Source organism: Paenibacillus sp. J22P218 (genome assembly GCF_056269195.1).
The window spans coordinates 143,477-155,798 of the sequence record NZ_JBWDNL010000006.1; the positions used below are offsets into that span (position 1 = coordinate 143,477).

15 protein-coding genes are annotated in these 12,322 nt (G+C 50.5%); 3 read left to right on the forward strand and 12 right to left on the reverse strand.

Annotation, left to right across the window (positions count from 1 at the left end; genetic code table 11):
* Positions 1–47 precede the first annotated feature (47 nt).
* The 7 genes from AC0YN0_RS24260 to AC0YN0_RS24290 form a co-directional block, all read right to left on the reverse strand.
* Positions 48–2,003 (reverse strand): ABC transporter permease, encoded by a 1,956-nt coding sequence (locus tag AC0YN0_RS24260; RefSeq protein ID WP_475823580.1) that lies wholly within the window; start codon positions 2,001–2,003, stop codon positions 48–50.
* Positions 1,978–2,754 carry an ABC transporter ATP-binding protein gene (locus tag AC0YN0_RS24265; RefSeq protein WP_442051532.1) on the reverse strand — a complete coding sequence of 259 codons (777 nt, stop codon included), beginning with the start codon at positions 2,752–2,754 and terminating at the stop codon, positions 1,978–1,980. The genes AC0YN0_RS24260 and AC0YN0_RS24265 overlap by 26 nt, the downstream gene beginning before the upstream one ends.
* Before the next feature lie 130 nt (positions 2,755–2,884).
* Positions 2,885–3,982, reverse strand: coding sequence for a sensor histidine kinase (locus AC0YN0_RS24270; protein ID WP_475823581.1), 1,098 nt, complete (start codon positions 3,980–3,982; stop codon positions 2,885–2,887).
* The gene (locus tag AC0YN0_RS24275; RefSeq protein WP_475823582.1) at positions 3,979–4,725 is read right to left on the reverse strand and encodes a response regulator transcription factor; all 747 of its coding nucleotides are present in this window, start codon (positions 4,723–4,725) and stop codon (positions 3,979–3,981) included. The genes AC0YN0_RS24270 and AC0YN0_RS24275 overlap by 4 nt, the downstream gene beginning before the upstream one ends.
* A 66-nt stretch (positions 4,726–4,791) precedes the next feature.
* Complete coding sequence (locus AC0YN0_RS24280; RefSeq protein ID WP_475823583.1) at positions 4,792–5,007, reverse strand: hypothetical protein; 216 nt, start codon at positions 5,005–5,007, stop codon at positions 4,792–4,794.
* Positions 5,008–5,209: 202 nt separating this feature from the next.
* Positions 5,210–5,596, reverse strand: a complete 387-nt coding sequence (locus AC0YN0_RS24285; RefSeq protein WP_442051528.1) for a hypothetical protein — start codon at positions 5,594–5,596, stop codon at positions 5,210–5,212.
* 139 nt (positions 5,597–5,735) lie between these two features.
* Positions 5,736–6,098: a HesB/IscA family protein gene (locus AC0YN0_RS24290; RefSeq protein ID WP_442051527.1), complete on the reverse strand. Its 363-nt coding sequence runs from the start codon at positions 6,096–6,098 to the stop codon at positions 5,736–5,738.
* A gap of 219 nt (positions 6,099–6,317) precedes the next feature.
* On the opposite strand from AC0YN0_RS24290, the gene mqnE reads away from it, so the two are divergent.
* Positions 6,318–7,421 carry an aminofutalosine synthase MqnE gene (gene mqnE, locus AC0YN0_RS24295; protein ID WP_475823584.1) on the forward strand — a complete coding sequence of 368 codons (1,104 nt, stop codon included), beginning with the start codon at positions 6,318–6,320 and terminating at the stop codon, positions 7,419–7,421.
* Between the two features lie 62 nt (positions 7,422–7,483).
* Positions 7,484–8,554 carry an NAD(P)/FAD-dependent oxidoreductase gene (locus AC0YN0_RS24300; RefSeq protein ID WP_475823585.1) on the forward strand — a complete coding sequence of 357 codons (1,071 nt, stop codon included), beginning with the start codon at positions 7,484–7,486 and terminating at the stop codon, positions 8,552–8,554.
* Positions 8,555–8,566: 12 nt separating this feature from the next.
* Here the strand turns inward: AC0YN0_RS24300 and AC0YN0_RS24305 are convergent, their stop codons facing one another.
* The gene (locus tag AC0YN0_RS24305; RefSeq protein ID WP_337098102.1) at positions 8,567–8,839 is read right to left on the reverse strand and encodes a YuzB family protein; all 273 of its coding nucleotides are present in this window, start codon (positions 8,837–8,839) and stop codon (positions 8,567–8,569) included.
* Positions 8,840–8,924: 85 nt separating this feature from the next.
* On the opposite strand from AC0YN0_RS24305, the gene AC0YN0_RS24310 reads away from it, so the two are divergent.
* Positions 8,925–9,170: a NifU family protein gene (locus tag AC0YN0_RS24310; protein WP_442051524.1), complete on the forward strand. Its 246-nt coding sequence runs from the start codon at positions 8,925–8,927 to the stop codon at positions 9,168–9,170.
* Between the two features lie 114 nt (positions 9,171–9,284).
* On the opposite strand, the gene AC0YN0_RS24315 is transcribed toward AC0YN0_RS24310, so the two are convergent.
* The 4 genes from AC0YN0_RS24315 to AC0YN0_RS24330 all read right to left on the reverse strand — a co-directional run bounded on the left by AC0YN0_RS24315 (position 9,285) and on the right by AC0YN0_RS24330 (position 12,291).
* Positions 9,285–10,061 (reverse strand): SDR family oxidoreductase, encoded by a 777-nt coding sequence (locus tag AC0YN0_RS24315; protein WP_475823846.1) that lies wholly within the window; start codon positions 10,059–10,061, stop codon positions 9,285–9,287.
* A 34-nt stretch (positions 10,062–10,095) separates the two neighbouring features.
* Positions 10,096–10,800: a Cthe_2314 family HEPN domain-containing protein gene (locus AC0YN0_RS24320; RefSeq protein WP_475823586.1), complete on the reverse strand. Its 705-nt coding sequence runs from the start codon at positions 10,798–10,800 to the stop codon at positions 10,096–10,098.
* 49 nt (positions 10,801–10,849) lie between these two features.
* Entirely contained in the window at positions 10,850–11,785 is a 936-nt protein-coding gene (locus tag AC0YN0_RS24325; RefSeq protein ID WP_475823587.1) for a COX15/CtaA family protein, read from the reverse strand.
* A 158-nt stretch (positions 11,786–11,943) separates the two neighbouring features.
* Positions 11,944–12,291 carry a thioredoxin family protein gene (locus tag AC0YN0_RS24330; RefSeq protein ID WP_475823588.1) on the reverse strand — a complete coding sequence of 116 codons (348 nt, stop codon included), beginning with the start codon at positions 12,289–12,291 and terminating at the stop codon, positions 11,944–11,946.
* Between the last annotated feature and the right edge of the window lie 31 nt (positions 12,292–12,322).

A 12,322-nucleotide genomic window follows, 5' to 3' on the forward strand; every position in this document is an offset into this window, starting at 1 on the left:
CCGCACGGAGCAGGAAAGCCGCTCCGCACGGTTATGCAAAAGGTATATTAAGCCGTTGCTCCGCGCATCATGCTCTTCATGTAGCTGCCGCAAGCAAATAGGAAGTAAATCGTTTGCATCGCAATGTAAATGCCGATAACGACGAAAGAATAGATCCAGTTGGACGATTGCATCAAGTTGTCGAGCGACTTCATTGCGAATAGCGTATGGACAATGCCGACGACGCATGGAACGAAGAAAACGATGCCGATCTGCGTCACTACGATTTTGCGTATTTCAGCCCTAGTCATTCCGATCCGGGACAACGACTTGAACTGTGCCTGATCTTCCTGCATTTCCGTGAACAGCTTGAAGTAGATCATGCTGCCAGATGCGATAAAGAAGAGCAGCGCAATGAACATGCCAATGAATAAGGTAAGCGATATCTCCTCCGCAGAGGACGCATAACTGATTGAACGATCGAAGTCCGTCTGCGGAAGCAGCTCCTCCGGCACAAGCTGCTGCAGCTTCGCGGCTGTTTCGCCCGCTTTCTTCCAATTGCTGAGTTCGAACGCATAAGTGACAAGAAGCTTGTCTTCCGGTACGCCGGACAGCAACCCTGCGAACGACAAATCATCCATGACGACTGTGGCATAATTCAGGTTGGTCGTATTCATGACCGTATTATTGATTGCTTCGGCCATTTCGAAGCTATGCTGAACGCCGTTCACCTTGCCGGTCACCGTTCCGCTGCCGAATGGATTGACGTTGTAGATTGGAACGGATAATTTCACCGTCCCTTCTTTTAACGTTTGAATCGGCTCCCCGACGCTTGCGGCCAACTTATTGTAATCGCTGAGGCTAATGATTTGAGCGCCGCCCCAGCTGGAATCATACGTTCGTTCAACCTCACCGGACTTCACCACCGGATCGATCAGCTTCACCCCTGTGAACTTCGCTTCGCGGGTTACCTTGAACCCATCCTCATGGAGGATATCCTCCATCTGCTTCGGCTCGATAACTTCATGACTGTTCAAGCCTTCTTCGATATACACGATCGAGTACGGCGACCGCTCTACCATTTGTTCCGTCGTACCGATTTGCAAAATATAAACGGCGCCCAGCGCCGTCATAATAACCGCGCTTAACAGCGACACCGTAAACAAGATGCGGGCATTATCTTTTATTTTATAGCCTAGCTGCGCAAAGACGATCATATTCGTTCGTTTGTAATACACGCCGTGGCGCTTCTGAATGAATCGTAGAAATAGGACGCTAAGCTGCGTGAACAGAAAATACGTGCCGACGACAACCGAGACAAGAACGATAAGCGGACTCGTCAGTCCCGCGGAGGTCTCCGGGTTCATCGAGAGTGCGACGCCATAAGCCGTAATTAGACAAGCGATTGCCAGTGCGACCAGCCATTTGGAATAGGCAAGCTGTCCTTTCGGCTTACGCGCCGCGTTAAGCAAATCGATAATTTCATTTCGTCCGATCCGAAGTGCCGTCCACAATGAAATGATCATAAATAAGAGGAAGAAGCCTCCTCCCGTCATCCATACGGCCTTCAGCGGCACCGCGAATGGGATCGTCTCGTCCATATCGAGAAGGACGCCGAGCGCCATAAAGAACAGCTTGCTGAACAGCATGCCTAGTCCGATGCCTACGGCAATTGCCAATACCGCGATCGCTGCATTTTCGTAGATAACGAGGCGTCTAAGCTGCGTTTTCGTCATGCCGAACAAGGAGAATAAGCCGAACTCCTGTTTCCTCGTCTTCAGGAAAGCGGAATTGGAGTAAAGAACGAACAGGAACGAAAAGATAACGATCAAGTATTCACAGAACACCATGCCTCGGCGCACCTTCGCAGCCGCCATAATATTTCCGTTAACGACGTCCGGATGAGCTAGAAACGCTGCATAGATGTAGAAGATCAGAACGGAAAATACGCTGCTAAGGAAAAACGCGCTGTAGGATCGCCAGTTTCCTCTAATATTGCTAAGCGCGAGCGAACGGAACGTCATCGAAGTTACCTCCCAGCACGCTAAGCGCATCTAATATTTGTTGGAAGAACGCTTGTCGATTCGCTCCCCGTCTAATCTCGGAGAAGAACTTGCCGTCCTTGATGAAGACGATGCGCTGGCAGTAGCTTGCCGAGAACGGATCATGCGTCACCATCAGAATAGTAGCTTTGTAACGCTCGTTCATATCCTTCAGCGAATCCATGACATCCTTAGCCGCTTTGGAGTCGAGGTTGCCCGTCAGCTCGTCGGCTAATACGAGTGAAGGTTGATGGATGATGGCTCGCGCAATTGCGGCACGCTGCTTCTGGCCGCCAGACACCTCGTAGGTCCGCTTCTCCAATATCGATGCAATCTGTAGAAACTCCGCAATCGGAGCCAGCTTTTGTTCGATAATCTTAGGAGTCATTCCTTCAAGTACGAGCGGTAAAATAATATTTTCCTTAATCGATAAGGTATCGAGCAGGTTGAAGTCTTGGAAGACGAAGCCAAGCTCGCGGCGGCGGAACAGCGCCAGCTTCTTCTCGTTAAGCCTGCTCGGATTGACTCCATTAATCTCGATCTGCCCGGAAGTTGGACGATCGATCGTAGCGAGCAGATTCAGCAGCGTTGTCTTGCCGCTGCCCGAAGGGCCCATGACGCCGACGAATTCGCCGGCTTCAACCTGCAGCTCAATATCCTCCAGCGCTTTGTATGCCACATTTCCTTTGCTGCTGTATATTTTGCCTAGCCCTTGTGCTTTTAGTACGCTCATGCTTTGTTCCTCCCAGAAACATTATTTTCATTTGTATAACCCAAGTATAGCTGCTGGGAGTGCCCTGACCCATCGATTTACCTTTCATCTAATCGAGCTTACCTTACAAAAATGTCATGTTTATCGGCCGCTAACGTTCACTTATGACCTGGGCGATCTTATGTATACCTTGCGAAACGAAGCTGACCATGAACGTTGTCCCTTTGCCCGCCTCGGACATTACCGACAGCGTATGCCCTAATCGGGAGCACACCTGCTTCGTCAAGTATAAGCCCATGCCCGTCGATTCGCCCGTCGTCCTGCCGTTCTCCCCTGTAAAGAAAGGCTCGTAAATACGGGAAATGTCATGCGCCGGAATGCCGATACCTTCGTCTTGTATCGATAGCATCGTCCCATTGACACCCTCCGGTTCAATGCGAAGAAGCAGCGATTTCGACCCCGGCTTTTTTTTGCTGTACTTGATGGCATTGCTTATGAACTGATTCAGGACAAAGGTCATCCATTTGGGATCTGTTTCTACCCAGGCTTCGCCATCCAGACGCGGGAAGATGGAATAACGAATGCATAGCCGTTTATGGGCATTCAGCACGGAACGAGCAAGCTCATGAAGCGCCGTCCGCTCGATCCGCAGATCGAATTCGAATTTATCGATGCGCGCGGAATAAAGCATCATCTCCAGCCCGCTCGTAATACGCTCCGTTTCCTCCTGCACGCTTGCAGCGAATTGCCGCTGATCCTCCGGTGTGTGCTGAGATTGTCTTAGCGCTTCTTGTGACAGAAGGTCAATGACCGATACCGGCGTCTTCATATGATGCACCCATTGCAGCGCAAAATGATTATGCAGCTCCTGCTGGCGGCGATACTTGCCCAGCTCGTTCAAGTAAGCCCGGTGCTGCTCCTCCAATAGTTTGGCGGCCAGCCTCTGCTCCTTCGTAACGGCTTCCTGGACAATAGCGGTAGTAAATAGACCATCCGATCGTTCAATCGCGATTAATAATTGCTTGTAATAGGGGCGCATTCGCAAATAATCGAATACGAGCCATAACGTTAAGAAAAATAAAGCCAGCACGACAAAATAAATAACGGTGTTGAGCTCGATCATCTTCAGCTTCGAATAACGTTCCCGTTCCAGCAGCAGCATAAAAACGGATAATAAAATAATGAATACATTCACGAGAATATAGAAGAGCCTGTCCTTCAAAAAAACAACCAGCGTCACCCGGTTCATGACGTTACTCCTTCTGTTTCTTCCGGCAACACAAGCTTATAGCCTTGACCGCGGATCGTTTCGATCGCTCTAGGCAGTGACAGCTCCTCCAGCTTCTTGCGAAGGCGGGTGACGTTGACCGTTAACGTATTATCATCGACGAATTGAACATCGTCCCATAAGGTCTCGAGCAGTTGCTCGCGGGAAGCGATTAGACCGAAATGCCTCATTAAGCACTCGGCAAGCAGCTGCTCGTTCTTCGTTAACTCCACCCGATTCTCGTTCCATTCCAGCTCATTCCTGCTCAGGTGTAACCGCAGACCGTGCACTTCAAGCTCCGCACCGCCGCCTGATGCAGCCGTACCTGCTGTAGAACTGCTCATTCCCGCTGCCGCATATTCACCGTATGCGCGCCGCAGCACGCCCCTCACCTTCGCCATGAGCAAGTCGAGGTGAATCGGCTTCGTTATGTAATCGTCCCCGCCGTTCTCAATCGCCATCACCTGATCCATCTCGCCCGCGCGGGCGGAGATGAATACGATTGGCATGCTGGATCTTGCCCTTATTTGGCGACACCAATAGAAGCCATCGAAGTAAGGTAAGTTAATGTCCAGCAATACCAGATGGGGATCGAAAGCGACAAGTTCCGGCAGCAAATCGCGGAATTGCGAAGCGCTGGCGGCTTCAAAGCCGTATTTCTCCATGTTGTTTTTCAATATCATGGCTATCTTCGCATCGTCCTCAACGATGAATATTCGGTACATAAATAATCCTCCTGCATCATAAAAACTATTACACTTACGATAGCAGGATACATAAAGCCAAGCAAACTATTCCATCCAGCTCGTCTGCGGCTTGAAGACCGCCTCAATACCTCTGACCGGCGTCGGAAACGGCAATCGATATTCAAAGTTATAGGCAAGCACCGTCACAAGCGACAGCATAAGCACGAACACAACGACCGCCTTCTTCTTCCTTCTTACATAAAGTCTTGGCGCTTCGAACAGCAGCAGGATAACAACCGCGATACATACGAACAACAGCATTAGGGATTCCTCCTAGTCTAACGACTTCTGTAGGATGGGTTGCTACCGCATCCGTTCATCCATCAGCATCCATCTATTGGAATATCGTTAGATTGTCCACATTCCCTTGATCTATGCCTTTACGCCAAAAAAGCCCTGCACTTACCGCACTTAGCGCGCAGTTTGCAAAGCTTCTCCATGTTGAGTCTGTAGTTAGGCTATTCTATACGGCGTAAACAATGGCTCCAGCGCTTGATGTTTCTTCATCGGCTTCCTGTTGCGTGTTGCCGCTATGCTCCGCTTTATCGGTTTCTAACATGTATACCGTCTCGCTGACGAACATAACGATAATCGCACCGATAACAAGCAGCATCTTAACCGACGTCGATCGGCTGCCGACCCTTTTCACCGTGTAATCAGGGTCGAAGCTCCACTTGCTGTTATCTTTGCCCGCAGTACGGGCCGTTATGCCGCAAGCGCAAGTGACTGGGGATTGGAATTGATAGCCTTCGGCTACAGAAGTGTATTGGCTCTTCTGAACCGTATGTTTCTTACCGCATGACGTACAGCCTACTTCGATAAAATGCCCATAATCCTTAATAAATTTCATTTGCGGTATCCCCCACGATGTCTGAATGTCTACGATTATTACATTAACTTGTCCAATTTATATTTGTTCAAAACAAAAATCCTCCGGCGCGTGCATCGGTAACGATACACAGCTCCGGAAGATTATTACAGAGCGTCTATTAACATTCTCCTGCAGCTGCTGGCTTGCCTGCATCGGCTGCTGTCCGGAATGAGCTTCCGCAGCCGCAAGTTGCGCTCGCGTTCGGATTCTCGATCGTGAAGCCGCCGCCCATTGCAGACTCCTTGAAGTCAATAACGAGTCCGTGCAAATACTTGACGCTGTCGCCGTCAACAACAACTTTGAGCCCTTTAAGCTCCAGTTCGTTGTCGCCGTCATGGTGTTCATCATCGAAGCCCATGCCGTACGAGAAACCGCTGCAGCCGCCTTCTTTGACTCCGATACGTAGGAACATATCCGGTGTTCCTTCCGCATCGAGCATTTCTTTTATTTTGTCAGATGCCGTGTCACTAATCGTGATCATGCTACATCCCTCCATTTGCTTGTCTGTGCTTGCTTGGCACTTCACTTACTTATCCATAGTATACTCCTATTCATTCCGTTGCTCAAGAGCAACCCGCACAGCTAACATCATTTTGGGATTGCCCGTACTACGTATGAGGTTTATAATAGTTACAGCTTCTTCACCGGAAAATCATGTACCTTTTTTCACAAACCACCTCAAAGATAAGGAGGCTATGCAATGAATATCGTAATTCCGTCAGAAAATACGCAAATGCAAAGTATCATCGAAAAAGTGCGTCATGGCCAAAGACTATCGCTGGAGGATGGCGTTTTCTTATATCAATCGGATGATTTGCTCACCATTGGCCAATTAGCGAACGAAGTAGCAATGCGCAAAAACGGCAAGAAAGTGTATTTTATCGAAAACATGAGCCTTTATTTCACGAATGTGTGCGAAGCGCACTGCGCCTTCTGCAACTTCCGCAAGGACGAGGGCCAAGAAGGGTCTTATACGCTGTCCGGTCAGCAAATGATCGAATACGTGGAGCAGCATTTCCATCCCGGTGTCCGCGAATTCCATATTGTTGGGGGACATAATCCGCATGTGCCGTTCCAATATTATGTAGACTCGCTTGCCGCGCTGAAGCAGCGTTTCCCTGAAGTAACGCTCAAAGCCTACACCGCTGCGGAGATCGACTTTTTCTCGCGCATAAGCGGTCTTACCTACAAAGAAGTGCTGCAAGAGCTCATGAAGGTAGGTCTTGAATCGCTTACGGGCGGCGGCGCAGAAATTTTGTCCGATCAATATCGCAAAAAAATGCGCGTGGACAAAGCCGACGTTTCTCAGTACCTGGATGTGCACCGGACCGCTCATCAGCTTGGCTTACGCACGCATACTACGATGCTTTACGGATCGATCGAGACGAAGGAAGAAAGAATTCGCCATATGATGCACGTACGCGAGCTTCAAGATGAGACGAACGGCTTCCTCGTATTCATTCCGCTGTCCATGCAGCCGATTAATCCGCGTGCCGGCATTCGCCGCCGCAACTCGGCTTTCGAGGATTTGAAGACGATCGCGATCAGCCGACTCATGCTGGACAATATTCAGCATATCAAGGCGTATTTCATCAATATCGGCGTGCAGCTTACGCAGGTTGCGCTGACGATGGGCGCATCCGATGCGCATGGCACGATCGTGAAGGAAAAGATCAGTCATGCGGCAGGCGCTCTTACGCCTGAGGGCATTACGCGCGAGGATCTTATCTGGCTCATTAAAGGTGCCGGCCGGATTCCTGTTGAGCGGGACACGTTCTATAACGAAATCAAGGTGTACGAGTAAGGAAATAGACCTAAAAGGGCATACTGTATAATCATCATCTAGAAGTGTGGAGATGGAATCATATGAGAAAAATCGTTATTTTGGGTGGAGGCTATGGCGGACTCGCCATCGCGAATGAATTATTAGAGAAACAAGTACCGCATGACGTATCGATCGTATTGGTCGACCGCATGCCATTCCAAGGACTCAAAACCGAATATTATGCCTTGGCGGCAGGAACGGTATCCGATCTGGAGCTGCGGGTTAAGTTCCCTGTAGACCCGCGTATTTCGTATGCATACGGTGAAGTGAGTGATGTTGATATGGAGCAGCGTCTTGTGTATATAGACGGACATGATCCCATCGCTTACGAATGGCTTGTGATCGGGCTTGGCTGCACCGACAAGTATCATGGGATTGAAGGCGCTGAGGAGTATTCAACGAGCATTCAGACGTTCTCGGCAGCTAGAAGAACATATGCTCAGCTGAATGACGTTAAACCTTATGGACAAGTGACTATTGTCGGCGGCGGACTTAGCGGCGTTGAGGTAGCCGCGGAGCTGCGCGAGAGCCGTCCTGATCTCAACATCCGTATTTTGGACCGTGGACCGAAGGTGTTGTCTGCTTTTCCTAGCAAGCTGCAATCGTTCGTAGCCGAATGGTTTACGGAGCATCAAGTGGAGATGAGAGGTAATATCGCAATCACGAAGCTTGAATCTGGGGCGTTGTATGACTCCAATACATCGAGCCTTATTTATACCGATGTTACCGTATGGACGGCAGGCATTCAGCCCGTTCCGCTCGTACAGCGAATGAATCTTCCTAAGGACAAGACGGGCCGTCTTCTTATTAACGAGCACCATCAGCTTCCGGACTATAATGACGTATTCGTCGTCGGCGACTGCGCATCGTTGCCGCTCTCGCCTAGCGGCCAAGCAGCCGGCGCGCAAGGCAAGCAGATCGCCGAAGTGCTTCAAGCGATCTGGCATGACAAGTCGCTGCCGCATCTCGGCAAGCTCAAGCTGAAAGGCGTGCTTGGCTCGCTCGGCAAGAAAAGCGGCTTCGGCCTTATGGGCGGTACAGCGATTATGGGCCGCGTACCGCGGCTCGTTAAGAGCGGTGTGCTCTGGCGCTCTAAGCGTCATCTAGGTTAATCGCAGCGCCGCTTACAGGTCGTCTAACAGCTTGTCGAGCGCCTCGCGATCGGCTTGCTGTTGCTCCAGCGACTTCAGGATATTGTCATAGAGCTCGTCTACCGTTTCAGCAGATACGATCGTTCCGTCAACCAGCGCGAATGGGTTATTGTAGCATTCACCGCAATTGCCTAAGCAACCGTACTCGATGACCTCGAATGTATCGTCTTCCTGAAATTTTGCCATAATACGATCAGTTCCGTGATGCATGTTGCTGGCACAAAATTCAATCATTGGTTTAAACATAATAATCACCTAACTTTACTCAGTTGCTATCCATTTTCAATTGGTTCACTTTGTACTATAATAGGGGAGAAAGGAGATGATTGCAATGAGTGAACAAGTACAAGACACAATGTACGATGAGGTTCTTGACGTATTAGATAAGCTTCGTCCGTTTTTGCAACGGGACGGCGGCGACGTAGAATTGGTCGATGTCGAGGACGGTATCATTAAGCTTCGCCTTATGGGCGCTTGCGGCAGCTGCCCGAGCTCCACGATCACGTTGAAGGCGGGTATCGAACGCGCACTGCTTGAAGAAGTTGAAGGTGTCGTTGAGGTTGTTCAAGTATTCTAGGAATACTTGATCACGTGATACACCCTTGAATGTCGAAGAGTCTTATCCCGCAAGCATGGCCGAGTGTACGCTCGCCGCTTGGTGATAAGACTCTTTTTTTCATGCATATAAGACTTAGAACATTCCCTTTATATTGGCGCGGATGGGATCGAAGCCTCCCGTTACGTCAATAACATTACCGGTCAGGAAATTCGATTTCGGCTCGCATAGGAACAAAATGACGCGTGCGACATCCTCGCCTGCGCCAGGCCTGCCCATCGGCGATTCCGAATCATGTTCATGTTCAACCTCTTCGATCGACCGTTCCTTGTTCGCGCCGCGAATGTCGCCAGGGCCGATTAGATTGACCGTTATGCCGAATGGCGCTTCCTCGACGGCAAGCGACTTCGTAAATGAAACTAGCCCTGTCTTCGCTGCTGCGTACACCGCTCGGTGCGGCCATGCTCTTGCTTCTCCCGCATGACCGAAGCCGAAGTGAATGATTCGTCCCCATCTGCGGCTGCGCATGCCTGGCAGCAAACGATGGTCAAGCAGCATAACGCCAAGCAGGTTGCCATGGAGCAGCCGTATAATCGTAGCTTCGTCGTAATCGCTGAATAAGCGCCGTTCACGCACGAACGGACCGGCGTTGTTGACTAGAATGTCAACGCCGCCGGCCCATCGCTCTGCCTCGCTAGCCAGCTTCTCAACGCCCTCAGCCGTCGATATGTCGGCTTGCACCGTAATCGCCCTTACGCCAAGCTGCTCGATCTGGCGCTTCACTTGCTCGGCCTCTAGCTCGCTCTCATAATAATTAAGCACGACATTGCAGCCCTGCTCGGCAAGCTGGATCGCCGTTCTCTTGCCTAGGCCCTTCGCGCTGCCTGTCACTAATGCTGTTCTGCCCTTCAGCTCCACGAGTAATCCCCTCTCCCGCTTATGCTTGCTAATTTCTCATCAGCTTACAGCCGTATTGGAACGACAGGCGCATCGATTCCATTGCCAGCGTAACGCCGTCGGCCAAGTCGATCGCTTGCTGTTCGATATTCTCCAGCTTCGCTTCTTCCCCGTACATCCGGTGACTTTGGATCAGATCATCGTGCATCTCCGAATTCATGTAATGAATCTCCGTATTTCTGCGCTTGCGCAGCCGATTCGTCGCTTCCTTGTATTTCTCCTTCACGTCGTTAAGCTTCCACGTCAGTTCAGGATGGGCTTTGCGCTCGCGCATATTGCGAAGCACTGTGAAATACGAGAAATGAGCCTTCACCTTCTCCGTGCGCATATCGAGCAATTCATTCAACAGAGTACCGAGCTTATCCAACAGGGAGAACACCCGTATGAACCCGTTTTTGTCGTAATAGACATACCGGGAATAGTTCATGCGTTCCTCCGGAGACATCTGCTGCACAGAAACGATACGAATTTTTTGCTTATAATGGCTCGCTGCATAAGAACTCTGCTCCAGCTCGTCGAGCGCAGAGCGGAGTCCAAGCGTCCATATCTCATATTTGCGCAGCCTATGGTCGGCATCTTGGCCGGCAGCAATACGCTTCGACACAAGTGATCCGAATTCCTCCATGAGCCGAAGCGTTTCCTCCAGACAGCCCGTCGCTTGCCTTGGAGGCTCGTCAAACAGAAATCGAAGCATATCGGCAGCCTCCTTATTAGCTAGTTAGCATTTGTAATATTTGTAATGATTAGCTCGGACGCTCGTCCCTGAACCGCCATGACCGGAAGACGAGATCGAGCAGAAGTCCGAACAAGCCGGTAATAATCAAGTTATGCAATAAGCTTGTGAAAATAAACCAATCCTCATTACTCACCGTAGCCGTAAGCAACGCTCCGCTGAATATTTGCGTAATGACAAGAATGAGCGACCAACCGGCAGCTTTCGTAAGACCTGCTTCCGGCTTGCTTACTTTACGGATGAATACGTACAATCCTGCAATCACAAATCCGAGGACAAGCGCTGCCACCCGGTGGATGAATACGGCGCCTGTAGCGCCTTCGATCTCCGGTACAATCTCGCCGTTGCACAACGGCCAGCCTAGACAGCCGCCTGCCGCTTCGGTATGACGGATGAAAGCGCCTAGATAGACGACAACATAGCAGTATACCGCCGTAGCAAGCGCGATGGGAAAGATGGATGCCGGTACTTTCACAATGCCGGTCTGCCCCCGCTTCGCCCGATACGTCCATACGACGAGCAGCAGCGTTGCAGCGAATGCGATGAGCGATATGCCGAAGTGAATCGCCATGACCGGCGGCGATTGCGGCCACTTCACGGCTGCCGCCCCCATTAGCGCTTGAACGATCGTAAAGAGAAGCGCCCCGCCTGCATAGAATAGCGGCTCTTTGTAAACCCCGCTTTGCTTGTCCCTGCGATGCATGCGCAGTACGGCCACATACGTTGCAAGCACCAAGATGCCTTCGAAGCCTGTAACAAGACGATGCGAATATTCGATTAATGATTCCAGCGTGTATGAAGGTACGAATTTGCCATTGCATAATGGCCAGTCATCGCCGCAGCCGCGGCCTGAGTCTGTATTCGTGACGAGCGCGCCGGCGAGCAGTACGAGAAGCATTCCGATGCACGTAGCGATAGCTAATGTGCGAAAACGGCCGGTTACCATAATAAAATCACCTTTTTTCAGGAATTAATCACCTTTCAATTATATCGATAACAAATGTCAAAAGCCATGTTGAAAATGTGACACTTACGCATATTCGCCTTACAAAAAAGGAAAGTCCGCGTCGCGGGGCGAACAGCTCCCTTAACGCGGACTTTCTATTATTTGCTTTCCAGCGCGCCGCTAACCGCGATCGCACGATCGACGAACTCCTCGATCTCCTCGCGCGTCTTGCGCAGCTTGCTTACGAACCGCACCAGCTCCTGGCCTTTCCTGAAGGCGATGAAGCTCGGAATTCCCAAAATATTAAGCTCGGAGCATAAATCGGGCAAATCGTCGCGATCCAGCTCAATGAACGTAACTTGCCCCTTATACTTACTCTCCACATCAGGCATAAAAGGATTAATAAAATGGCAATCCCCGCACCAAGTCGTCTTGAATACGGCAATCGTAAGTCCATCGCTCGCTACGGCGGCGCGGAACGCCTCTTCCGTCGTTAACTTCTCCATACTGCCACCTCCGCTTCTTGTGTCCTAATCC